The 23,931-nt window shown below is 66.0% G+C and carries 21 protein-coding genes; 15 read left to right on the top strand and 6 right to left on the bottom strand.

Annotation, left to right across the window (positions count from 1 at the left end):
* Positions 1-122 precede the first annotated feature (122 nt).
* Positions 123-815 carry a peroxiredoxin gene (locus DY467_RS23975; RefSeq protein ID WP_164639474.1) on the bottom strand — a complete coding sequence of 231 codons (693 nt, stop codon included), beginning with the start codon at positions 813-815 and terminating at the stop codon, positions 123-125.
* A gap of 194 nt (positions 816-1,009) precedes the next feature.
* On the opposite strand from DY467_RS23975, the gene DY467_RS23970 reads away from it, so the two are divergent.
* Positions 1,010-4,738: a YhdP family protein gene (locus DY467_RS23970; protein ID WP_164639472.1), complete on the top strand. Its 3,729-nt coding sequence runs from the start codon at positions 1,010-1,012 to the stop codon at positions 4,736-4,738.
* 139 nt (positions 4,739-4,877) lie between these two features.
* Here the strand turns inward: DY467_RS23970 and DY467_RS23965 are convergent, their stop codons facing one another.
* The 3 genes from DY467_RS23965 to tyrS all read right to left on the bottom strand — a co-directional run bounded on the left by DY467_RS23965 (position 4,878) and on the right by tyrS (position 8,219).
* Positions 4,878-5,438, bottom strand: coding sequence for a cytochrome b (locus tag DY467_RS23965; protein ID WP_164639471.1), 561 nt, complete (start codon positions 5,436-5,438; stop codon positions 4,878-4,880).
* Between the two features lie 222 nt (positions 5,439-5,660).
* A complete protein-coding gene (locus DY467_RS23960; RefSeq protein WP_164639469.1) occupies positions 5,661-6,878 on the bottom strand; it encodes an MFS transporter in 1,218 nt (405 codons plus the stop codon).
* Positions 6,879-6,962: 84 nt separating this feature from the next.
* Complete coding sequence (gene tyrS / locus DY467_RS23955; RefSeq protein WP_164572175.1) at positions 6,963-8,219, bottom strand: tyrosine--tRNA ligase; 1,257 nt, start codon at positions 8,217-8,219, stop codon at positions 6,963-6,965.
* 157 nt (positions 8,220-8,376) lie between these two features.
* On the opposite strand from tyrS, the gene DY467_RS23950 reads away from it, so the two are divergent.
* Entirely contained in the window at positions 8,377-9,480 is a 1,104-nt protein-coding gene (locus DY467_RS23950; RefSeq protein ID WP_164639476.1) for an anhydro-N-acetylmuramic acid kinase, read from the top strand.
* 143 nt (positions 9,481-9,623) lie between these two features.
* Here DY467_RS23950 and DY467_RS23945 read toward each other — a convergent pair whose 3' ends face one another.
* Positions 9,624-10,271, bottom strand: coding sequence for an alpha/beta hydrolase (locus DY467_RS23945; protein ID WP_011158012.1), 648 nt, complete (start codon positions 10,269-10,271; stop codon positions 9,624-9,626).
* 236 nt (positions 10,272-10,507) lie between these two features.
* Between DY467_RS23945 and DY467_RS23940 the strand changes: the two genes are divergently transcribed.
* The 13 genes from DY467_RS23940 to DY467_RS23880 all read left to right on the top strand — a co-directional run bounded on the left by DY467_RS23940 (position 10,508) and on the right by DY467_RS23880 (position 22,701).
* On the top strand, positions 10,508-11,680 hold the full coding sequence (locus DY467_RS23940) for a cysteine desulfurase family protein (protein ID WP_164639467.1): 1,173 nt from the start codon (positions 10,508-10,510) through the stop codon (positions 11,678-11,680).
* Between the two features lie 82 nt (positions 11,681-11,762).
* Positions 11,763-13,259 (top strand): Fe-S cluster assembly protein SufB, encoded by a 1,497-nt coding sequence (gene sufB / locus DY467_RS23935; protein ID WP_107344395.1) that lies wholly within the window; start codon positions 11,763-11,765, stop codon positions 13,257-13,259.
* A 133-nt stretch (positions 13,260-13,392) separates the two neighbouring features.
* On the top strand, positions 13,393-14,151 hold the full coding sequence (sufC, locus tag DY467_RS23930) for a Fe-S cluster assembly ATPase SufC (protein WP_107344396.1): 759 nt from the start codon (positions 13,393-13,395) through the stop codon (positions 14,149-14,151).
* Between the two features lie 23 nt (positions 14,152-14,174).
* On the top strand, positions 14,175-15,488 hold the full coding sequence (gene sufD, locus DY467_RS23925; RefSeq protein WP_164639465.1) for a Fe-S cluster assembly protein SufD: 1,314 nt from the start codon (positions 14,175-14,177) through the stop codon (positions 15,486-15,488).
* Complete coding sequence (locus DY467_RS23920; protein WP_164639463.1) at positions 15,485-16,732, top strand: cysteine desulfurase; 1,248 nt, start codon at positions 15,485-15,487, stop codon at positions 16,730-16,732. The genes sufD and DY467_RS23920 overlap by 4 nt, the downstream gene beginning before the upstream one ends.
* Positions 16,729-17,097 (top strand): SUF system Fe-S cluster assembly protein, encoded by a 369-nt coding sequence (locus DY467_RS23915; RefSeq protein ID WP_013502742.1) that lies wholly within the window; start codon positions 16,729-16,731, stop codon positions 17,095-17,097. Before DY467_RS23920 ends, DY467_RS23915 begins: the two co-directional genes overlap by 4 nt.
* A 7-nt stretch (positions 17,098-17,104) precedes the next feature.
* Positions 17,105-17,521 carry a VOC family protein gene (locus tag DY467_RS23910; protein ID WP_164572169.1) on the top strand — a complete coding sequence of 139 codons (417 nt, stop codon included), beginning with the start codon at positions 17,105-17,107 and terminating at the stop codon, positions 17,519-17,521.
* 129 nt (positions 17,522-17,650) lie between these two features.
* Positions 17,651-18,022 carry a Fe-S cluster assembly scaffold SufA gene (sufA, locus tag DY467_RS23905; RefSeq protein ID WP_107344400.1) on the top strand — a complete coding sequence of 124 codons (372 nt, stop codon included), beginning with the start codon at positions 17,651-17,653 and terminating at the stop codon, positions 18,020-18,022.
* A gap of 155 nt (positions 18,023-18,177) precedes the next feature.
* A complete protein-coding gene (gene goxA / locus DY467_RS23900) occupies positions 18,178-20,142 on the top strand; it encodes a CTQ-dependent glycine oxidase GoxA (protein WP_164639461.1) in 1,965 nt (654 codons plus the stop codon).
* A 5-nt stretch (positions 20,143-20,147) separates the two neighbouring features.
* On the top strand, positions 20,148-21,248 hold the full coding sequence (locus DY467_RS23895; RefSeq protein ID WP_164639459.1) for an NAD(P)/FAD-dependent oxidoreductase: 1,101 nt from the start codon (positions 20,148-20,150) through the stop codon (positions 21,246-21,248).
* The gene (locus DY467_RS23890; protein WP_107344403.1) at positions 21,245-21,718 is read left to right on the top strand and encodes a RidA family protein; all 474 of its coding nucleotides are present in this window, start codon (positions 21,245-21,247) and stop codon (positions 21,716-21,718) included. Before DY467_RS23895 ends, DY467_RS23890 begins: the two co-directional genes overlap by 4 nt.
* 87 nt (positions 21,719-21,805) lie before the next feature.
* The gene (locus DY467_RS26590; RefSeq protein ID WP_246701629.1) at positions 21,806-22,087 is read left to right on the top strand and encodes a hypothetical protein; all 282 of its coding nucleotides are present in this window, start codon (positions 21,806-21,808) and stop codon (positions 22,085-22,087) included.
* Positions 22,088-22,194: 107 nt separating this feature from the next.
* The gene (locus DY467_RS23880) at positions 22,195-22,701 is read left to right on the top strand and encodes a TfoX/Sxy family protein (protein ID WP_164639457.1); all 507 of its coding nucleotides are present in this window, start codon (positions 22,195-22,197) and stop codon (positions 22,699-22,701) included.
* 8 nt (positions 22,702-22,709) lie between these two features.
* On the opposite strand, the gene DY467_RS23875 is transcribed toward DY467_RS23880, so the two are convergent.
* Positions 22,710-23,777: a GGDEF domain-containing protein gene (locus DY467_RS23875; RefSeq protein ID WP_107344405.1), complete on the bottom strand. Its 1,068-nt coding sequence runs from the start codon at positions 23,775-23,777 to the stop codon at positions 22,710-22,712.
* Between the last annotated feature and the right edge of the window lie 154 nt (positions 23,778-23,931).

Raw genomic sequence — 23,931 nt, 5'->3', positions numbered from 1 at the left:
GCGGATGGGTGGCCGGAACGGTACGACATCGGAACTCCCGCGCCGAACGGAAACTCGTCACGGTTCCGCTCAAGGCGCGGTGCGATTTGACCCCTGCATGGTTAATTTTCAGAAAATGAAAACTATAGAGATTGCGCTGCAGCGAGCACCTGATCGGCGTGGCCGTCGACCTTCACGTTGCGCCACACCCGCGCGACGCGGCCATCGGCACCAATCAAAACCGTGCTGCGAATAATCCCTTCGAACTTCCGGCCGTACAACGATTTCTCGCCCCAGGCGCCATACGCTTCGAGCATCGCGTGGGTGGGATCGGACAGCAGCGGCGTCGCCAGCTGATGTTTGTCGCGGAACGAATCCTGCGCTTTCACCGAGTCGGCCGAGACGCCGAGCACGGCCGTGCCGCAGGCTTTGAAATCGGCGCCGAGGCGGGTGAAGTCGATCGCCTCGCGGGTGCAGCCGGGGGTGTTGGCCTTCGGATAGAAGAACAGCACCAGCTTCCGGCCGGCGAAGTCGGCACGGGAGATCTCGCCGCCGCCATCGCGCGGCAGCCTGAAGTCCGGCGCGACGCTGCCCTCGGAGAGGCCGGGTGGCTTGGTTGCGGCGGATTTGGCCGCGGACTTTGCGTTAGCCTTCGGCGCCGCCGTCTTGGCAGCAGGGGTCTTGGCAGCGGGCAACTTGGCGGCCGCCTTCTTCGCCACGGTCGTGGCCTTCGCGGCGGACGGTTTGGCTGCCGCCTTCGTCGTCACCTTGGAGGTTTTCTTGGTGGCAGGCTTGGTGGCCGTCTTGGATGGTTTCTTGGGCGTCGGCTTGGGCATGCGCCTTCCTTTCGTCGCTTTCGAAGGGTCAAACATCGATTATCGCCTGGAAACGATGCGAGTTTGCCGCTGCTGGGCAAATCCGTCGACCTCGGGGTATGGTTGCAGGGATTCGGCGTACCGACCATCCCCGTTTGTTCAATGGGCCCGTTGGGCCGGTGGCGAGTTGAGGTTTCAAGCGAGGATTGGCAGCAATGCCGCCACAGGAGCGCATCCTGCGCGACGGCGCACACCCCTCCCGCGAAGAACCGGCTCCCGACGCGCGCGTGCAACGAGAGGCAATGGCCAAACATCCGACGCCGGACCAGTCCGACCCGCACGCTGGCCAAGACTCCAACGATCCCCATTGGCACGACGGCCATTGGGATCATGAGCACGAGGAAGATGCTCGGCACCGCGCCCGCAAATTGCTGAAGCGCCGCAACCTCGGTCTGAATCGTATCGACGACTGGCCGAGCCGCCGCGCGTCGGGCACGCCGTGGCTGAAGCGGACGCTGCTGACGATCGCGGTGGTCGGCGCCGTGTTGATCGCGAGCTTCGCCGGACTGTGGCTGCGGCTCGGCGTCGGCCCGATCAATCTCGACATGGTGACGCCGTGGCTGGCAGACGCGATCGAAGAGAACATCGGTCAGGGCAACACCGTCGAGATCGGCGGCACTCAGATCGAGCGCGCCGGCCGGATTCGGATCGCGGTGCGGATCCGCGACATCGTGGTGCGCGACCGCGATCACGTCGTCGTCGCCTCGGCACCCAAAGCAGAGGTGCGGCTATCCGGCTGGGCGCTGATGACTGGCAGGCTGCGCGCCGAGAGCCTGCGGCTGGTCGGCGCCGAACTGGCGATCCGGATTGATCCAGACGGGCAGGTGACGGTTTCGGCCGGCTCGACGGATCGGCCGCTGGCCACCGGCGTCGCGCCGAGCGGCCGTCCGGCTGAATTCAAGCTCCCGACCCAGCCGACCACTCCGGACGCGGGGGCGGCGGCGCCCGGTGCCGCGCCGCCGGCGGCCTCGACCACCACACCGCCGCCGGCGCCGGCAACCGACACGTCGGACACCATGAAGGGCGTGCTGGCCGGTCTGGAATGGCTCGACAGCCTGAGCCTGAGTGGGCTCGACGGTCAGAACCTCAATGAGATCGGCCTGAAGAACGGCAACCTCGTCGTCGACGACCAACAGCGCGGCAACCGTTGGACCTTCGAGAATATCTCGCTCAGCCTGCGCCGCCCGAGCACCGGCGGCGTCGCGCTCAGCGTCGGCGAGGAGGGCGGGCTCAAGGCGTGGTCGCTCCGCGTCCAGGTCGGCCCGGCGCATGATGGAGTCCGCTCGGTCGAACTCCACGCCAACCAAGTGCCGACCCGGACCTTGCTGCTGGCGCTGCGGCTGAAGAACCTGACCTACAGTGCCGACTTCCCGCTGACCGGCGACCTCAAGGGCGAAGTCGGCCGTGACGGCGTGCCGACCTATTTTCGCGGTAAGCTGACTGCCGGCGCCGGCACCGTGATCGATTCCGACACGCCCGACTATCCGATGGCGATCGACCAGATCGAAACCTCGGTCGAATGGGACGCCAATCGCCGCGTGCTGATCGCGCCGTTCAAGGTGCTGGCCGGCCCCAACCGGGTGACGCTGCTGGCATCCCTCGAGCCGCCGAACGGCAGCGTCAACGACTGGCGGCTCGGCCTGTCCGGCGGCACCATCGTTCTGCCGGGGGCGCAGAACGAAAGCCCGCTGATCTTCAATCGGATTGCGGTCCGGGTCCGTTTCGATAGCGCCAATCGCCGCGTGCTGCTGACCCAGGCTGACGTCAGCAATGGCGAGATCGGCGTCGCCGGCTCCGGCAGCATCGATTACTCCGGCGAGCCGCGGCTGACGCTCGGCCTTGCCGGCACCCCGATGTCGGTGTCGGCGCTGAAGCGGATGTGGCCGGTGCTGATCGTGCCGGAACTGCGCGAGTGGGTGAACGACAGGATCCTCGCCGGCTCGATCCAGACCATCGACATCGCGATCAATTCGCCGATGAAGAACCTGTCCCGCCGCGGTCCGCCGATCCCGGACGAAGGGCTGCTGGTCAACATTCTCGGCAATGGCGCGGCGATCCATCCGGTCGACGGCATGCCGGTCGTGAAGGATGCCGATATGCGGGTGCGGGTCACCGGCCGCACCGCAATGGTCGCGATCAATCAGGCCAATGCCGACACCGACGGCGGCCGCAAGGTGGCGCTGTCGGACATTCTGTTCGAGGTGCCGGATCTGGCGCCGAAGCCGGCGCCGGCGCGGATCAAGTTCAAGCTCGAGGGCCCGGTGCCCGCGGTCGCCGAAGTGCTGGCCTCCGGCCGGCTCAGTGACGCCGCGGCGCTGCCGATCGATCCCAACACCAGCAAGGGCAACGTCTCGGCGCAGGTCGCGCTCGGCATGCCGATCCAGCGCGAGCTGACCAAGCAGGACACCAGCTACTCGATCAACGCTGACCTCAACGGCTTCTCCGCCGACAAGGTGGCGATGGGCCAGAAGCTCGAGGCCAATGCGCTGAAGGTGATCGCCAACAACCAGGGCTACCAGGTCAAGGGCGACGTCAAAATCAATGGTCAGGCGGCGTCGCTGGACTATCGCAAGCCGGTCGATGGCGACGCCGACGTCAAGCTGCAGGCGACGCTCGACGATGCCAGCCGCGCCCGGCTCGGTGTCGATCTCGGCAGCGGTCTCAGCGGTCCGCTTGGCGTCAAGTTGACCGGCAAGATGGGTGACAACGAACAGGATTCCAAGTTCGGCATCGAAGCCGATCTCACCCCGGTGAAGGTCGACAATCTGCTGCCGGGCTGGAGCAAGCAGCCCGGCAAGCCCGGCAAGGCGACCTTCAACGTCACGCGCAAGCCCCAATCGACCCGGCTCGATGATGTCACCATCGAAGGCGGCGGCACACTGATCAAGGGCTCGCTCGAAGTCGACGCCGAAGGCGATCTGATCAACATCAACTTCCCGGTGTACTCGCCGTCCGAAGGCGACAAGGCGATGCTGAAGGCCGACCGCGGCCCAGACGGCGTGCTGAAGGCGGTGATGCGCGGCGACGTGTTCGACGGCCGCGGCTTCATTCGCTCCGCGCTGTCGGGCGGCTCCAGCGACGCCAAGGGCAAGAGCATCGATTTCGATCTCGACCTGAAGTTCGGCGCGGTCGCCGGCTTCTCCGGCGAGGCGCTGCGCAGCCTCGACGTCAAGACCACGCGCCGCAATGGCGCGATCCGCAGCTTCTCGATGAACGGCAAGCTCGGCCGCGACACCCCGATCACCGCCGATCTGCGCGGCCGCAATCAGGGCCGCGAAGTGATTTATCTCGAGACCAACGACGCCGGCGCGTTCTTCCGCTTCACCGACAGCTACTCGAAAATGTATGGCGGCCAGCTCTCGCTGGCGGTCGAGCCGCCGGGCGGCGAGCCGCGCGAAAAGGAAGGCTTGATCAACGTCCGCGACTTCACCGTCAAGGGTGAAGCTGCGCTCGACCGCGTCGCCGCCGGCGCGCCGGGCGGACCGCCGCAGGGGCTGGCGTTCTCGCGCCTGCGCGCCGAGTTCAGCCGGCAGAACGGCACGCTGACTATTCGCGATGGCGTGGTGAAGGGGCCGACGATCGGCGCCACCATCGAAGGCTCGATCGATTACAGCGCCAACCAGGTGCGGATGAGCGGCACCTTCGTGCCGATGTACGGGCTGAACAACATGTTCGGGCAGATCCCGATCGTCGGCCTGTTCCTGGGGGGCGGCAGCAACGAGGGGCTGATCGGCGTCACCTATGAGGTGGTCGGCACGCCGGGCAAACCGGTGCTGCGGGTCAACCCGATCTCGGCGATGGCACCGGGCGTGCTGCGCAAGATCTTCGAATTCAACACCGGCCGACAAAACAACGGCGCCGATTTCCCGGCGCCGCCAAACTAATCAGATAACGACCTATCTCCGTCATTGAGTGTCAACGGGTCTGGCCTCTGGCCGGCCCGATGACAATTGCGACAGGTAATCCAGCTCAGTGCACGGAGCTGGATTACGTCGTCGGATTCGCCAATGACGAGGTGTGTCGTTACTTGCCGCGCAGCCACGGCACCATGCGGCCGAGCGTTGCGTCGTGGCGGAAGTAGTGGTGCCACAGCGCGCCGATCACGTGGATCAGCACGACGATCGCGGTCAAAAGGAACAGCGGTTCGTGCGCTGCATGCAGCGCGCCGGAGATTGCGTCGTTCTTGGCGAGCGGCGGGATGCCGAGCAGGTCGACGCCGCGGCCGGAGAACAGCGTCATGCCGAGGCCGGTGATCGGGACCGCGAGCAGCAGCAGGTAGAGCAGTCCGTGGCTGATCCGGGCGATCACCTCGGTGATGCGCGGCGAGGGCACGAGATCCGGCGCACCGTGGATCTTGATCCACAGGATGCGGACCACTGCGAGGCCCAGCACGAGGGTGCCGATCGCCTTGTGCCAGCTGTACAGCGTGCCGCGCAGCGGGTCGGTCTTCTCCAGCCCGTGCGCGTATTGCATCGAGGCGAACAGGGCGATCACGGCGAAGAAAATCAGCCAGTGAATGAGGACAGCGAGCGCGCCGTATTGGGCGGGCCTTTTGTCGGCGGTATCAAGAGTCGTGGTGGTCATGATGTCTCCGAAGCGAAATCGCGGCATGTCAAAGCCCGCCGCGCGAGCAGCCCATCGGACGATGATGCCCGGCAGGGCGGCGGCAGCGTGTGATCGAGCGCAATTTGGCCGAACACATTTTGCTGATCGCAGAGGCGAGGGGCCGCTAATGGCCCGGTCTATGCCACGCAGGGATTGCGAAGTCATGACTGATAGCTGCGACTGAAACGCAACAGCGTGCGCTTATTGTCGCTCCCGCAGCGCCGGGACCACCAGGAACGGGATCATGCCGAGCACCACGCTCACCAGCGCGAAGCCGAGCACCGGATTGTAGCTCTGGGTGAGGTCATGCAGCAGGCCGCCGCACCATGAGCCGAACGCCGAGCCGAGGCCGCTACCGATCGAGATCGTGCCGTAGATCGTGCCGACGCGCTTGCCGCGGAAGATGCTCATCGCGGTGGCGGTGATCAGCGGGCCGCGCGAGCCGATCATCGAGCCGAAGCAGATCACAAAGCCGCCGAGCAGCAACAGGTTCGGATACCACTGCAGCAGCCAGAGCAGCCCGAGGCCGGTGATCGAGATCGCATAGGAAAACAGGATCGACGGACGCCGTCCAATCACGCCGTCGAGCCAACTCACGCCGAGCATGCCGACCACCAGCACGACGCCGGAGAAGCCCCAGGCGGTCGCCGCCTGCAGCGGGGTGAAGCCGGCGTCGACCAGATAGGCGACCACCTGCGCCGAGATCGAGTACATCCCGATTGCGGTGAAGAAGAAGGTCGCGAACAGCGCCCAGAACGCATGGTGGCGCATCGCGTTTCCCAGCGTCCAGCCGTCATCATCGGCATCATGCGCGGGCCGCTGCGCGTGGGCGTCCGCCCCGGCGGCGAACCGTCGCCATGGCAGCAGCGACAGCGGCAGCAGCAGGATCAGCATCGCGCCGCCGAGAATCAGATACGCCTCACGCCAGCCGTATCGTTCAATCAGGACCTGCGCGATCGGCAGCATCACCAGCACGCCGGCCCCGATCGCCGAATACACCACCGCCATCGCGGTCGGCAGCCGTGCGCCGAACCAGCGGCCGAGCAGGATCGAATTCGGAACGTTGCCGGTGAAGGCGATGCCGAGGCCGACGCACAGCCCGACGGTGATCTGCAGCTGCCAGAGCCGCTCGGCGTAGGCGGCGATCAGCAGCGCGCCGCCCAGCAGGGCCATGCCGAGAGTGTAGACCGCGCGCGGGCCGGACCGATCGAACAGCCGGCCGACCAGCGGTGAGGCGAGGCCGGTGCAAAGCGCCGTCAGCGAATAGATCGACACCACCTCGGCGCGGTCCCAGCCGAACGAGGCCGAGATCGGCAGCAGGAACACGGTGAAGCTCTCGCCGAGCCCGCGGCCGAGCAGCGACAGCACGAAACACAGGCCGAGAATAAACAGGCCGGTGCGCGAGGCACGGTGATCCAAGGACGATCCTTCCCGAACGAGTCCGCGTTTTTCACATCGAACGCGGTTTTGCCGGAAAGGAGCAGGGCCTGCCCGCGAATGGGGCTATGCAAGCCGAAGCAGCACGTGCTTCTTCTTGCCCATCGACAGCTTGATCACGCCGTCCGACGACAGGTCGGTCGCGGTCAGCGTCATCTTCTCGTCGGTCACCGGCGCATCGTTGACCTTGAGGCCGCCGGCCTTGATCTGGCGGCGGGCTTCGCCGTTGGAGGCGACCAGCCCGGTCTTCTCCGCGAACGCCACCAGCACGCCGATCCCGGCATCGAGCTCGCCGCGGCTGATCTCGACGCTCGGCAGGTCCTGCGCGGTGCCGCCCTGTTCGAAGGTGGTGCGCGCGGTGGCTTCCGCCTTGTCGGCTGCCTCGCGGCCGTGCATTAGCGCGGTCGCCTCGGTGGCCAGGATCTTCTTGGCGTCGTTGATCTCGGCGCCCTGCAGCTTCGACAGCCGCTCGATTTCGTCCATCGGCAGCAGCGTGAACAGCTTCAGGAAGCGGCCGACGTCGGCGTCCTCGGTGTTGCGCCAGTACTGCCAGTAATCATACGGCGCCAGCATGTCGCCGTTGAGCCAGACCGCGCCGGCGGCGGTCTTGCCCATCTTGGCGCCCGAGGCGGTGGTGAGCAGCGGGCAGGTCAGCGCGTGGAGCTGATGCGTGCCCATGCGGCGGCCGAGGTCGACACCGTTGACGATATTGCCCCACTGATCCGAGCCGCCCATCTGCAGATTGCACTTGTAGCGGCGCGCCAGCTCAACGAAGTCGTAGGACTGCAGGATCATGTAGTTGAATTCGATGAACGACAGTTCCTGCTCACGCTCGAGCCGCAGCTTCACCGAGTCCATCGTCAGCATGCGGTTGATCGAGAAGTGGCGGCCGACGTCGCGCAGCATCTCGATGTAGTTCAGCTTGGTCAGCCACTCGGCGTTGTCGGCCATCACCGCGTCGCTATGCCCGTCGCCGAACTTGATGAACTTCGAGAACGTGCCCTTGATCGACTCCTTGTTGGCGTCGATCTGCTCGTAGGTGAGGATCTTGCGGGTCTCGTCGCGGCCGGACGGATCGCCGACGCGCGTGGTGCCGCCGCCCATCAGTGCGATCGGCTTGTTGCCGGTCGCCTGCAGCCAGTGCAGCATCATGATCGAGAGCAGATGGCCGACATGCAGCGACGCCGCGGTGCAGTCGTAACCGACATACGCGACCACTTCGCCCTTCGCCGCGAGCGCGTCCAGCGAGTCGGGGTCGGAAATCTGATGAATGAATCCCCGGCTTTGGAGAACATTCATAAAATCAGACTTAAAAGCGGTCATCTGTATCGGTCTCTGATCACGGTTATTTCACGTATCGCGCAGATCGCGCGCGAAGACGCCCAGGAATGTCTTTCGGGCGCGTTACCCTGTGGCATTATAAGAACTAGGTGTTTGACACAAGTTGGACATTCCGCAGCGGCCGGAGAAGGCGCGTGCCATGATGATGACGGCGATCGGACTGATGAGCGGGACGTCGCTCGACGGCGTCGATGTCGCTCTGATCAAGACCGACGGACGGCGCGTCGCTGCGCTCGGACCGTCGGGCTACCGGCCCTACACCGAGACCGAACGCAGCCTGTTGCGCCAGGCGCTCGCTGAAGCGGTGCAACTGACCGCGCGGGATGCCCGGCCGGGCGTGCTCGCCGAGGCCGAACGCGCCGTGACGATCGCCCACGCCGAGGCCGTTGCCGCCTTCGTAGCGCAGAACCGGCTGTCGCCCGAAAGCGTCGATATCGTCGGCTTCCACGGCCAGACCGTGCTGCACCGGCCGGCCGAAAAGCTCACGGTGCAGATCGGCGATGCCAAGGCGCTGGCCAAGGCGATCCGCATCCCGGTGGTGTGCGACTTCCGCGCCGCGGATGTCGCGGCCGGCGGGCAGGGCGCGCCGCTGGTGCCGGTGTATCACCGCGCGCTGGCGCAATCGCTCGGCCGTGACGGCCCGATCGGCGTGATCAATGTCGGCGGTGTGTCCAACGTCACGTATATCGACGGCACCGACACGCTGATTGCCTGCGACACCGGCCCCGGCAATGCGCTGCTCGATGACTTCATGTTCCGCAAGCTCGGCAAGCCGTTCGATTGCGAAGGCCGGCTGGCGGCGCAGGGCGCGATCGATCAGGCGTGGCTCGCGGAAGCGCTGCGGCATCCGTTCTTCGCCAAGCCGGCGCCGAAATCGCTCGATCGCAACGACTTCGCCGGGCTGGCCCAGCGCGACTGGTCGCCGGCCGACGGAGCGGCGACGCTGACGGCGTTCACCGCGCGCGCGATTGCGTCGGTGCTGCCACTGCTGCCGAAGCCGCCGCAGAGTTGGATCGTGACTGGCGGCGGCGCACGTAACCTGACGCTGATGCGGATGCTGCGCGAGGCGCTGGCCCCGGCCAGCGTCGAGAGCGCCGATGCGCTCGGCTGGTCCGCGGACGCGATGGAGGCGCAGGCGTTCGGTTTCCTCGCCACGCGCGGGCTGAAAGGCTTGCCGCTGAGCTATCCGGCGACCACCGGCGTCGCTTTTCCGATGACCGGCGGGCTGCTGGCGCGGCCGTAAGGCGACATCGTCATTGCGAGTGCAGCGAAGCAATCCGGCTCCGTGCAGGGTGCTGGATTGCTTCGTCGCGGAGCCTGTACTCGGACGGCGCGAGCGCCGACCCGGGTGCTCCTCGCAATGACGGAGGAAGACTGAGAACCGCCTCAGCGAACGTTGGCGAGCCGCATGTCGAGATAGGACGTGATCGTCTCCATCAGCGGTTCCATCCGGTCTTCAAAGAAGTGGTTGGCGCCCGGGATGGTCTGCTGGTCGATCACGATGCCCTTCTGCGTCTTCAACTTCTCGACCAGGGTGTTGACGTCCTTGGCCGGCGCGACGATGTCCTTCTCGCCATGGACGATCAGGCCGGACGACGGGCAGGGCGCCAGGAACGAGAAATCGTAGCGGTTCGGTTCCGGCGCGATCGAGATGAAGCCTTCGACCTCGGGGCGGCGCATCAGCAGCTGCATGCCGATCCAGGCACCGAACGAGAATCCGGCGACCCAGCAGGCGCGTGCTTCGGGATTGATGGTCTGGGCCCAATCGAGCGCGGAGGCGGCATCGGCCAGCTCGCCGGTGCCGTGGTCGAACGAACCCTGGCTGCGGCCGACGCCGCGGAAATTGAACCGCAGCACCGAGAAGCCGCGGGCCACGAAGGCGTAATACACCTGATAGACGATCGGGTGGTTCATGTTGCCACGGAACTGCGGATGCGGGTGCAGCACCATCGCGATCGGCGCGTTCTTCTGCTTCGCCGGGTGGTAGCGGCCTTCAAGTCGGCCCGCCGGACCGGTGAAAATAACTTCGGGCATCAGCGATCCTTGCGCGACATCGTGGGATTCGGCCTGGCGCGCCGGGCGCGCGCGGGTCCTGCCAGCAACGGCCGCCGGCTGCCGCAGTGCGGATGGGGCAGGTGGCCGGCGGAAACGGGGAGCTGCGTTCTAGCATGGAGCGCAGGGCCAAATGCAAGCATATTGAGCAGGGTGGCCGCCGGCGGCGGTGCCAGGGGACGGACCAGCAGCCGTCCCGAGACAAGGAATGAAGCGTGGTGACGGCCAATCGAGTGTATCTGGACTGGAATGCGACCACGCCGCTGCGGCCGGAGGCCAAAGCGGCGATGACGGCCGCGCTCGACGTTGTCGGCAATCCGTCGTCGGTCCATGCCGAAGGCCGGGCCGCGCGCGGGCTGCTCGAACAGGCCCGGGCGCAGGTGGCAGAAGCGGTCGGGGCGGCGCCGCGCGACGTGGTGTTCACCTCCGGCGGCACCGAAGCCAACGCGCTGGCGCTCACACCCGGACTCCGGATCGGTGCGGAACCCGCTGAAAGACTGCTGCTTTCAGCCGTGGAACACGCGTCCGTTCTGGGCGGCGGCCGGTTCCCGGCGGAGCGGGTCACCCAGATCCGGGTGACGGCGGACGGCGTGCTCGACCTCAACCATCTGCGCGCGTTGCTGGCCGATGGCGGTCCGGCGCTGGTGTCGGTGATGCTCGCCAACAACGAGACCGGCGCGCTTCAGCCGATTCGTGAAGTTGCTGAGATGGTGCATGAAGCCGGCGGCGTGCTGCACGTCGATGCGATCCAGGCGCTCGGCAAGATTCCATTCGGAATCAAGGAACTCGGCGCCGATCTTATCTCACTGTCTGCACACAAGATCGGAGGCCCGAAGGGCGTCGGCGCGCTGGTGCTGAGCCCGAGGCTGACCGGACCGGAGCCGCTGCTGCGCGGCGGAGGTCAGGAGCTGGGACGGCGCGCCGGCACCGAGAACCTGATCGGCATCGCCGGCTTCGGCGCCGCGGCCGCGGTGGCGATCCCGGCGATGGCGGACGACATGGTTCGGATCGAAGGGTTGCGGACACGGCTCGAGGCGGGCTTGCGACATATCGCCGGGGACGAAGGTGTGATCATGTCGGCCGGCGTGCCGCGGCTGCCCAACACCACGCTGTTCGCAATCCCGGGATTACGCGCCGAGACCGCGGTGATCGGCTTCGATCTGGCCGGAATCGCGGTGTCGTCGGGATCGGCGTGTTCGTCCGGCAAGGTGCAGCCGTCGCACGTGCTCGAAGCGATGGGGTTCGGTCCGGAACTTGCACGGTCGGCGATACGGATCAGCCTCGGCTGGTCGAGTAGCGAATCCGACATCGATCGATGCCTGCAGGCTTGGAGAAAGCTCGCCGGCAACCTAACTAAAAGGGATCATGAAACAGTGCTTGAACGGTTCTAAGAGGGTTTCATCCCGCGCCGGATCGTGTAAGCATGTCTCAGCAGATCCACCGCGGTCCTTGAAACCGCGAGCGGAGGTTTGAATGGCTGCCGTACAAGAGACCGTCGATCGGGTCCGCCAGATCGACGTCGATCAATATCGATATGGATTCGAGACCCTGATCGAATCCGAGAAGGCTCCGAAGGGGCTTTCCGAAGACATCGTCCGCTTCATTTCGGCGAAGAAAAACGAGCCCGACTGGATGTTGCAGTGGCGGCTCGATGCCTATCGCCGCTGGCTGACGATGACCGAGCCGAGCTGGGCGCGGGTGTCCTATCCGAAGATCGACTTCCAGGACCTCTACTACTACGCCGCGCCGAAGCCGAAGAAGACCGTCGGCTCGCTCGACGAGATTGATCCTGAGATTCTCAAGACCTACGAGAAGCTCGGCATCCCGCTGCGCGAAGTCGCGCTGCTGGAAGGCGTCGAGCCGCAACCGGGTGCGCCGGACTCGCCGGGCCGCAAGATCGCGGTCGACGCGGTGTTCGACTCGGTGTCGGTGGCGACCACCTTCCAGGCCGAACTGAAGAAGGCCGGCGTGATCTTCATGCCGATCTCGGAGGCGATCAAGCATCACCCCGAGCTGGTGCAGAAGTATCTCGGCAGCGTGGTGCCGACCTCCGACAACTTCTATGCGACGCTGAACTCGGCGGTGTTCTCCGACGGCTCGTTCGTCTACGTGCCGCCGGGCGTGCGCTGCCCGATGGAGCTGTCGACCTATTTCCGCATCAACGAGCGCAACACCGGCCAGTTCGAGCGCACGCTGATCATCGCCGACAAGGGTTCCTACGTCTCCTATCTCGAAGGCTGCACCGCTCCGCAGCGCGACGAGAACCAGCTTCACGCCGCCGTGGTCGAACTGGTGGCGATGGACGACGCCGAGATCAAGTATTCGACGGTGCAGAACTGGTACCCGGGCAACTCGGAAGGCAAGGGCGGCATCTACAACTTCGTCACCAAGCGTGGCGACTGCCGCGGCGCCAATTCCAAGATCTCCTGGACTCAGGTCGAGACCGGGTCGGCGATCACCTGGAAGTATCCGAGCTGCATCCTGCGCGGCGACAATTCGCGCGGCGAGTTCTACTCGATCGCGATCTCGAACGGCTATCAGCAGGTCGATAGCGGCACCAAGATGATCCATCTCGGCAAGAACACCACGAGCCGGATCATCTCCAAGGGCATCGCCGCCGGCAAGTCGCAGAACACCTATCGCGGCCTCGTCACCGCCCATCGCAAGGCCACCGGCGCGCGCAACTTCACCGCCTGCGACTCGCTGCTGATCGGCGACCAGTGCGGCGCGCACACCGTGCCCTACATTGAAGCCAAGAACGCCTCGACGCTGTTCGAGCACGAGGCGACCACGTCGAAGATCTCCGAGGACGTGCTGTTCTATTGCATCCAGCGCGGCCTGTCGCAGGAGGAGGCGGTCGGCCTCGTGGTCAACGGCTTCGTCAAGGACGTGCTGCAGCAACTGCCGATGGAATTCGCGGTGGAAGCGCAGAAGCTGATCTCGATCAGCCTCGAAGGTTCGGTCGGCTAACGCCGACAGCTTCACGGGGTGGCCGCGCCGCGGCCGCCTCGCAGGATCCGCAACGAGAACGTCATATCAACTCATCCTTCGAGACGCGCGCTGCGGTCGATCCTCAGGATGAGAGCCAAACAGGAAGGTCGTTATGCCCGCATTGCTCGAAGTGAAGGACCTCAAGGTCAGCGTCGCGGATCGCGAGATCCTGCACGGGCTGACACTCACCGTGAACGAAGGCGAAGTGCACGCGATCATGGGGCCGAACGGCTCCGGCAAGTCGACGCTCAGCCATGTCATCGCCGGCAAGCCGGGTTATGAAGTGACCGGCGGCGAGGTCCTGTTCAAGGGCGAAGACCTGCTCGCGATGGAGCCGAACGAGCGCGCCGCCAAGGGCGTGTTCCTGGCGTTCCAGTATCCGGTCGAAATCCCCGGCGTCGCCACCATGAACTTCCTGCGCACCGCGCTGAATGCGCAGCGCAAGGCGCGCGGCGAGGACGAATTGTCCACCCCGGATTTCCTCAAGCGGGTTCGCGAAGTCTCCGGCTCGCTCGGCATCCCGCAGGAGATGCTGAAGCGCGGCGTCAATGTGGGCTTCTCGGGCGGCGAGAAGAAGCGCAACGAGGTGCTGCAGATGGCGCTGTTCCAGCCCAGCCTGTGCATCCTCGACGAGATGGACTCCGGCCTCGACATCGACGCGCTGCGGATCGCTTCCGAAGGCGTCAACGCGCTGCGTGCGCCGAACCGCTCGATGATCGTCATCACCCACTATCAGCGGCTGCTCGACTACATCGTACCGGACGTTGTCCACGTCATGTCGAAGGGCAAGGTCGTCCGTAGCGGCGGCAAGGAGCTCGCGCTCGAGCTCGAAGCCAACGGTTACGCGCAATATCAGGAAGCCGCGGCCTGAGCGCCGCCGATCGGGACACGGTCATGAACATCGCAGTGGCGAAACCCGACAAGCCCGACACCGCCAGCGACAATTTCGCTGCAGTCAGCGCCCGCGTGCCGGGTGCGGGCAAGGTCGCCGACACCCGCCGTCAGGCGCTCGACACATTCCAGCGGATCGGCTTGCCGCACCGCCGGATCGAAGATTGGAAGTACACCGACCTGCGTGCGCTGATGCGCGAGGTTCTGCCGCTTGCTGCGGCCCCAGAGGCGACCGCGCTGGCGCGCGCCGAGGCTGCCGCCAAGCTGCATGCGATCGACGGTGTCCGCCGTTTGGTGCTGGTCGACGGCGTGCTGGCGCCCGGTCTGTCGGACCTGGCAGCGCTGGAAGCCGGCCTGACGGTCCGCAGCCTGCGCGAGGCGCTGCAAAGCGGCGACGACCGCGTGCTGTCGCTCGACACCGCCGATCCGATGGTGGCGCTCAACACCGCGCTGATGACCGACGGCGTCGTTATCGAGGTCGCGGACGGCACCACGCTGGCCCGGCCGCTGCACATCCTGCACATCGCTTCCGGCGGTGCGCCGGCCGCGATGTTCACCCGGTCGCGGATCGCGCTCGGCAACGCCGCGGTGGCGACGGTGGTCGAAAGCTACGTGGCGGGCGAGGGCGCCGGTGCCTATCAGGTTCACGACTCCGCCGTGATCGCGGTCGGTGATCACGCTCGGCTCGACTACGTGCGGATCGTCGAAGACTCCCGCGAGGCGTTCAACATCACCTCGGCGGCGGTCTCGGTCGGCGCGCATGCGCATTTCAACGCGTTCGGCATCACCACCGGCGGGCTCGTCAGCCGCTATCAGGCGGTGGTGACGGTGGCCGGCTCGCACTCCGAAGTGCAGACCAACGGCGTCAATCTCCTCAACGGCAAGCAGCACGCCGACACCACGCTGGTGATGAACCACGACGTGCCGCATTGCGCCAGCCGCGAAGGTTTCCGCGCGGTGGTGGATGACCGCGGCCACTCGGTCTTCCAGGGCCGGATCAATGTCCGTCAGCCGGCGCAGCAGACCGACGCCAAGATGATGACGCGGGCGCTGTTGCTGTCCGACGAGGCCGAGGTCGACAATAAGCCGGAGCTCGAAATCTTCGCCGACGACGTCACCTGCGGCCACGGCGCCGCGGTCGGCGCGCTCGACGATTCCTTGCTGTTCTATCTGCGCGCCCGCGGCCTGCCGCAGAAGGAAGCCGAGGCGATGCTGATCCAGGCGTTCGTCGGCGAGGCGATCGAAGCGATCGCGGACGATAATTTGCGTGAGCTGGTGACCGGGGCTGCGGTGCGCTGGCTGGAGGCGAGGCGATGAGTACGCATCCGGCGGTCAGCAACGGCAGCTACGACGTCGACCTGGTCCGCGAGGACTTTCCGGCGCTGGCGCTGCAGGTTTACGGCAAGAAGCTGGTGTATCTCGACAACGCCGCCTCGGCGCAGAAGCCGCGGCAGGTGCTGACGCGGATGACGCAGGCGTATGAGAGCGAATACGCCAACGTGCATCGCGGCCTGCATTATCTCGCCAACGCCGCGACCGAGGCTTACGAAGGCGGCCGCACCCGCGTGCAGCATCTGCTCAACGCCAAGCGGCCCGAAGAGATCATCTTCACCCGCAACGCCACCGAGGCGATCAACCTGGTGGCGTCGTCGTGGGGCGCGACGAACATCGGCGAGGGCGACGAGATCGTGCTCTCGATCATGGAGCACCATTCCAACATCGTGCCGTGGCACTTCCTTCGCGAGCGCCAGGATGCGGTGATCAAGTGGGCGCCGGTCGATGATGAAGGCAACTTCCTGCTCGATGAGTTCGAGAAGCTGCTGACCGCCAAGACCAAGCTGGTCGCGATCACCCAGATGTCGAACGCGCTCGGCACCGTCGTTCCGGTCAAGGACGTGGTGAAGATCGCCCATGCCCGCGGCATTCCGGTGCTGGTCGACGGCAGCCAGGCGGCGGTGCATCTCGCGATCGATGTCCAGGACATCGACTGCGACTTCTATGTGATGACCGGCCACAAGATCTATGGCCCGACCGGGATCGGCGCGCTGTACGGCAAGTACGACGTGCTCTCCAAGATGCGCCCCTACAACGGCGGTGGCGAGATGATCCGCGAGGTCGCGCAGGATTGGGTGACCTACGGCGACCCGCCGCATCGATTCGAAGCCGGCACGCCGGCGATCGTCGAGGCCGTCGGGCTCGGGGCTGCGATCGACTACGTCAATTCGATCGGCAAGGAGCGGATCGCCGCCCACGAACACGATCTTTTGACCTACGCCGAGGAGCGGCTCCGCGAGATCAACGCGCTGCGGATCATCGGCAACGCCAAGGGCAAAGGCCCGGTGATTTCCTTCGAAATGAAGGGCGCACACCCGCACGACGTGGCCACAGTGATCGACCGGCAGGGGATCGCGGTCCGCGCCGGCACCCATTGCGTGATGCCGCTGCTGGAGCGGTTCCAAGTCACTGCGACGTGCCGTGCGTCGTTCGGCATGTATAATACCCGTGAGGAAGTGGACCAACTCGTCAGTGCGCTGATCAAGGCGCGGGATCTGTTCGCATGACCGATACGATCGAAGCCAAAGCCAACATGCAGACCGTTTCGGCGCTGCCGCCGGAGGAGACCGAGCGGCTCGGCACCGAGATCGTGGCCGCGCTGAAGACGGTGTTCGACCCGGAAATCCCCGCCGACATTTACGAGCTCGGGCTGATCTACAAAGTCGAGATTAAGGACGACCGCACCGTCGACCTCGACATGACGCTGACGACGCCGAACTGTCCGGCTGCAGCCGAGCTGCCGACCATGGTCGAGAACGCGGTGGCCAGCGTGCCCGGCGTCGGCGTGGTTAACGTCAACATTGTCTGGGAGCCGCCGTGGACTCCAGAGCGGATGAGCGACGAAGCCCGGCTCGTGCTGAATATGTGGTGAGGACGGATTGGGTCTGCGTCTGAACGGTGTGATCGAAACGGCGCTGTATGTCGACGACCTCGATCGCGCCCGAAGCTTCTACCAGGACGTCCTGCTGCTGAGTCCGATGACGAGCGATCAGCGGTTTTGTGCTTTCGACGTGGGCGGCCGCAACGTGCTGCTGCTGTTCAAGCGGGGCAGCACGCTGGAGACGGTCCATCTGCCGGGCGGCACGATCCCGCCGCATGATGGCAGCGGACCGGTCCACATCGGACTGTCGGTCGATCGCGACCGGCTCGGCGAATGGGAAGCCCGCCTGACAGAGCATGGCGTGGAGATCGAAGGCCGCACGGAGTGGCCGCGCGGCGGGTCGAGTATCTACTTCCGTGATCCCGATCGCCATCTGTTGGAACTTGTGACGCCGGGTGTCTGGCCGATCCATTAGGCGGCAAACGGCGAGGAACTGGTAACACCTTTCGAAGTGGCGGTTGCGTAACTATCTGAAGGTCCGGCTGGTCGCCGGCGAAGCGGCGAACGTCTCCGGGCAGGTCCGGCAACAGGAGTGGGAAACACCATGGCTACGGCACGTCCTCGGCCTCAAGTGATGCGGCTCACCGATGCCGCGGCCATTCGCGTGAAAGAACTAATGGGTCGTGCCGACAGCGAGATTCTCGGCCTGCGCGTCGGGATCAAGAATGGCGGCTGCGCCGGACAGTCCTACACGGTCGAGTACGCGCACGACATCAAGCCGAACGACGAAGTCATCGAAGACAAGGGCGTGAAGATCCTGGTCGATCCGAAGGCGGTGTTGTTCCTGCTCGGCACCGAGATGGACTACAAAGCCGACAGGATGCAGGCGCAGTTCGTGTTCAACAACCCGAACCAGATCTCAGCGTGCGGCTGCGGCGAGTCCGTGGAGCTGAAGCCGGCCTCGATCGACGGCTGAGTTCCGTCGGATCTGATTCAAACTTTACATTCCGTCAGAAGTGTAGAGCGCGCGGTACGATATCGCGCGCTATTTGCGTGTGTGAATTAAGTGCACCTTAAGGTGCAGCAAGCGAATACCTCTCCAAGGGTGGAACCACAGGGGAGGATCATCAGATGAAGCGCCGCGATTTTTTGCTCGGAGCTGCAGCCGTCGGCCTCGGAGGGCCGCTGCTGGCGAAGGCGGCGATCTCGTCGTTGCACGCGCAACCTGCAGCACCAAAAGGCGCAAAGATTGCCAAGGTCGCGATCTTCCCGGCGATCGGTTTCTCCCGCGTCGGTAATGCCGAGGACTGGTTTCTGGCGCCGGAGGTGCCGGGCCTGCTCGACGAGCCCGAAGGCGGCTTCAAGGATAAGCAGGGACGGATCAAGAAACAGGTGCAGCGCTTCCGCCTGTTCGGCTACGACGACCAGGGCCGCGTGGTGCGCGAACTCGATGGCGCCGATGGCGTGACCTGGAGCGTGCACGTCGCCAACACCAAGGCGGCCTGGTACGGCTTCGTCAACGCCATGGATCGCGGCGACAGCGCGCCCGGCGTTCCCGGCGCGCAGCGCAACGCCTTCGTCGCGGCCGACAAGCGCGAAGCGATGCTGTGCATCGACGCCGGCAAGCTGGAGATTTCCGGCGCCTCGACCAACCCCAAGGGCGGCGACGACAAGTATCGGATGAAGGGCCGGTTCTGGCAGACGCTCGACGTCTCGCTCGGCCATCTGCGCACCGACGACAAGGGGCGCCTGTTGGTGTTCGCCGCCGACGGCGTCTCGCGCACCGCGTTGCCGCAGAATCCGGTGCGCGACTTCACCAACAATGACGGCTGGCACGATGACTGGGCCGACGGCTGGGTCAAGGCGACTGTCACGGTCGACGGCCAGAAGCTCGATTGCGATCCGGCCTGGGTGGTGTGTTGTGGACCGAAATTCGCGCCGCAGCTCGAGCCGATCGTGACGTTGTACGACGCTGCGCGCGAAGCGATGGTGGCGCTCGGCCAGATGCAGAGCCCGACCGACAAGGTGTCGTTCCGCCGCGACGTGCTGCCGATCCTGCGCCGCGCCGGCGCGATGCAGTGGGTGGCGACGGCGTCGTTCCTCGGCGCCGCCTGGAACGATATCGGCGATCTGTCCAGTCCGGCGACGATCGAGACGCTGGCCAAGCCCGGGGCCGATGCCAAGGCCGAGCGCAAGAAGGTGTTCGATGCGTTCCGCAAGCCGGACGGCAGCGATCAGCGCGGCTACGCGATTCCGATCATGCTCGGCGACGGCGTCAACTATCAGGACAGCCCGCACGCCTGGCTGGCGCTGACGCCGACGCAGTATCGCGTGCTCGAACTCTGGGCCGACGGGAAGTTCGAGGCGGACTACGCTGACAAGAGCGCGGACTCCGTTCGCACGCTCGACGATCTGCCGATCGAACTACGCCCGGAGGCGATGACGCGTGCTGCGCTCGACGCCTGTTCGGGCGGCGCGTTCCATCCCGGCGTCGAGATCACCTGGCCGATCCGCCACAAGGCGCTGTATCGCGGCCCGAACGAGACCAAGCTGCCGTTCCGCCTGGCGCTGTCGAACCGCAAGAACCTGGCGCAGGACGTCGGGCTGCAGCTCAATCCGGTCAACGTGTTTGCCGGCAACCCCGACAAGCCGGATCAGGGCAAGCCGATCGGCCCGCAGGCGCCGGGCGATCTGACGCGGTGGATGGGCGTGCCGTGGCAGGGCGATGCGTTCAGTTGCCAGGCAGTGCTCACCGCCAGCGGCTTCCCGACGCCGGTGTGGTGGCCGGCGCTGCTGCCGGTCGATGTGCTGCCCGAGGCGTTCTATCAGCAGATGATGCGCACCGACCTCACCGAGGAGGAGCGGCTGCGGTTCTATCACACGCGGGTGCCATGGGCGCGCGGCGCCGCTGGCATCGGCCTGCACGTCGAAGCCGGCTACACCGACGGTCTGCGCCGGATGATCGAGCTGTGGACGCAGATGGGCGTCGTGGTGCGCCGTCCCGGTCCGAAGGGGCTGCCGGGTGTGCCCGACCAACTCTATGTCGAAGTCCAACGCGGCTCGATGGACATCGCGGCGCCGACGCTGGCGCGCTGATCTCGATGGGCCGGATCGCCGTGATCGGCGCAGGGGTGGCGGCGCTTGCCGCCGCCCGCAGCCTGGTGCTGGCCGGGCGACGCCCGCTGCTGATCGCGCCGGATCGCGAGGTGATCAGCCGCGGCGAGACGTTGTCGCCGGCCGCTGCCGCATTGCTCGCGCGGCTGCAATGGGCCGACCTGCTCGACGCCGAAAGCGCGCTGCCGAGCGAAGGCAGGTTTTCGGTGTGGGGCGACGGGACCTTGCGGCGGGCCGCGCAAGGCGAGGGGGCCTGGCACCTCGATCGCGCCAGCTTCGAGCGGCAGATGCGGACCAAGCTGAATAACGATGCGATCGAGTGCCATCCGATCATCGTCACCATGCTGGTCCATCACTGCGATGGAGTCGTGCTCGAACTCGGCGATGGCCGCGTCGTGTTCGCCGACGCGGCCATCGATTGCAGCGGCCGTGCCGCGTTGTCGTCGGGAACCGCGGCGGGGCGGCGCCGCACCGACCGGCTGATCGCCGTGTGGCGCGTGCTCGACCTGCCGGACGATACCGAGCCCGCCGCGGCGACATTGATTGAAGCGGTGGCGCTGGGCTGGTGGTACATGGCCCCACTGCCGGGCAACCGCATGATGCTCGGCCTGTTCACCGACACTGATTTGTTGCCGTCCGGCGCCGCGCAAAATGGCGCCACATGGACCGACCTGGCTGCGTCGACGGTCGCGATCGCCCCGCGGCTGCGGAGCCTCGGTCTCGATGCCACGGCAGCAGCTGCGCCGCCCCAGGTCGCGCCCGCCGCCACCGTCACGGCCAGCCGCTTGATCGAGGGGCGCATCCTGCGCGCCGGTGATGCCGCGGCCGCGCTTGATCCGCTCGGCGCCAACGGTCTCGCCACCGCGCTGTGGAGCGGCATGGCGGCCGCCGAGGCGACGCTGACGCTGACCGATGGCGATCCCGAACGGGCCGACGCCTATGAGCGCGATTACTTGCAAGGCATCGCGCAGCACCTCGTCACCCAGCAGGCGATGTACGCCGCCGAGCCGCGCTTCGCCGATGCGCCGTTCTGGCAGCGCCGCCGCATTGTCGCATCATCCCACCCTAACCAGGAGATCTCGCCATGAAGGCTACTCTGCGCACGCTCTTTGCTGCTGCCGCCCTTGCTATCACCTTGCCGGCAGCGGCTTCCGCCGAAACCAGCGCGGTGAAGATCATCGCGCCGACCGACAAGACGATCACACCGAGCGGCACCTGGAGCATCGGCGCCCGCGCCGGCGACTTCGTGTTCATCGGCGGGATGCGCGGCACCGACCGCGTCACCGGCAAGATGGTCGATGGCGACGAGGCGCGGATCCGGCGGATGTTCGACAACATGCTGGCGGCGGCCGAAGCGGCCGGCGCCACCAAAGCCGACGCGGTGCGGCTCACCGTGTTCGTGACCGACGTCGCTAAGTACCGGCCGGTGGTCAACAAGGTGCAGAAGGACATCTGGGGCGACGGCCCGTATCCGCCGCGCACCGTGCTGCAGGTGCCGGCGCTCGACCAGGGCGACATCGCCGAAATCGACGGCACGTTCTACGCACCGGCGAAGTAAGACCGCTGGCCCGGGCGGACTGAAATTTGAACCGGGACGGGCCATCGCGCGACTGGAAGGAAGCACGATTTCCTTTCGGAGGCGGCGATGGCCCGGCCGCATTTTGCTCTCAAGTCTATTTTGCTGGCGAGTAGTGTCTCGCTCTCTGTTTTTGCGTTCAGTTTGCCGGCCCACGCTCAGAGTGAGGACGCGGCGCAGACATGCCAGCAGCCGATCACGTCAGTAGAGACAAGCCTCGCAGCATGCACGGCGGCGATCGACTCCGGCGACAGAGACGGCGCGGTCGCTGACTTTCGGCAGACCTTGAAGCTCAGCCCGCAGTTCAAGGAAGCGGTCGAGCGGCTGCAGGAACTCGGCGTCCAGATGTAGCCGCGCGGAGTGCTGCGAGCGAATGCCTTCGCGTTCGTGGTATTTATTGTTATCCTTGGACATTGCACCGGCGGCGCAGCTCGCCGCGACTTAGCTATGAGCCAGCCATGGATCGTGAGTTCCTCGCCGATCTGTTCGCGCCATTCGGTCCGGTGACGATCCGGCGGATGTTCTCTGGCTTCGGGATCTCGGCTGACGGCGTGACGTTTGCGCTGGTGATCCGCGATGCGATCTATCTGCGCACCGATGCGGACGGCGCGGCGCGGTTCGAGGCCGAGGGCAGTCGGCCGTTTCGCTACGACACCCGCACCAAGACGGTGACGGTCGGCTCATACTGGCTGCTGCCGGAGCGGCTGCTCGACGATCCGGACGAGCTCGCGCAATGGGCCCGCACCGCCCACGCCGCCGCCGAGCGCGCCGCGCTCACCAAGGCGTCGAAGACGCGGCGTGGGACAAAGAAGAAGGCCACGCCTGATAGCAGCAAGGCGCCGAAGCTAACCAAGCCGGCCAGCGCTCAACGGAAGGTCAAGACAGTTGCGAAGGCAGCAGGTCGGGCCAAGACCGCGAAGACCACAAAGGCACCTGCGGCGAAGCGCGGCCGGGCGGCGCGCTGACGGCGGCGTCAGGCGACGGCGGCCTGGGTGACGCCGGAGAATTCCGGATCGGTCTCGCAGATCACGCGGTTGCGGCCGTTGCGCTTGGCGGCGTAGAGGCAGGCGTCGGCGCGTTCGATCAGCGCTTCGGCATCGTCGTTCGGTTTCAGCGTCGACACGCCGGCCGACAGCGTCACCCGGCCGAGGATTTCGCCGGTCGACTTCTTCTTCAGCTCCTTCGACATCACCAGCCGGCGGATGTTGTCGGCCACGATGATCGCCTGGCGCATCGGCGTGTTCGGCAGCACCACGGCGAATTCCTCGCCGCCATAGCGCGCGGTGAAGTCCTGGCCCTTGATGCTCTGCTTCAGCGTCAGGCCGACGAGCCGCAGCACCTGGTCGCCGGTGAGATGGCCGTAGGTGTCGTTGAACGATTTGAAGTGATCGATGTCCATCATCAGCAGCGACAGCGGCTGCTGGCTGGTGCCGGCGTTGCGGATCGCTTCCTGGACGGTGCGGTCGAACAGCTTGCGGTTGCCGAGGCCGGTCAGCGGATCGGTGAGGCTCTCGGCGCGGATCGCATCGAGGCTGACCTGGAGATTGGCGATCTCCTGCTTGGAGGTCGACAGCCGCTCTTCGAGCGCGCTGTTGGCCTGCTGCATCTCGCGGGTGGTGACGACCAGACGCTCGACGATCGCCTTGATCTGGTCGTGGTCGGTCGCCAGCGACAGCTTCTGGCTTTCGCCGCGCAGATCGTCGCCGAAGCTGGCGGTGCTGCCGAGCGTCTCGGCGAGCAGCGCCATGATGTCGTCGATCTCGTTGGCGACGCGGGCGCCGATCCGGTCGATCCGGTCGGTGGTGCGGCCGTGCGACAGATAGGTATCGTGCAACTGGTCGAGGTCGGCGTCGGTGAGGCTGCCGCGCTCCGCCAGCGTGTCGTTGATCGCCTTGTTCAGCTCGGGATTGTAGCCGGTGGCGTAGACGTACCAGATCTCGTAATTGCGCGGGACGGCGCCTTGGCGGAGGGTCTTGATCTGGGAGAGGGCCACCTCGGCATAGGCCATGGTGCGGTCATGGTCGTCCTGCAGCGCGGCCACGAGCCACCCTCCGGTCAGGCGTTTTCAACGCGTGTTTGAAACGGTGTAAGGCTACGGTGCGGGTGGTGAAGACCTCGTAAACACCGCCCAATCGCCCATCAGCCGCGCGCCCGCACCGGGCGCAACAGGAACGCCGGCAAATGCGAATGCTGCC

Source organism: Rhodopseudomonas sp. BR0G17 (assembly GCF_010907025.1).
Taxonomy (GTDB): Bacteria; Pseudomonadota; Alphaproteobacteria; order Rhizobiales; family Xanthobacteraceae; genus Rhodopseudomonas; species Rhodopseudomonas palustris_H.
The sequence above is the reverse complement of the archived record's forward strand: the minus strand, read 5'-3'. Positions and strand labels throughout refer to the sequence as shown.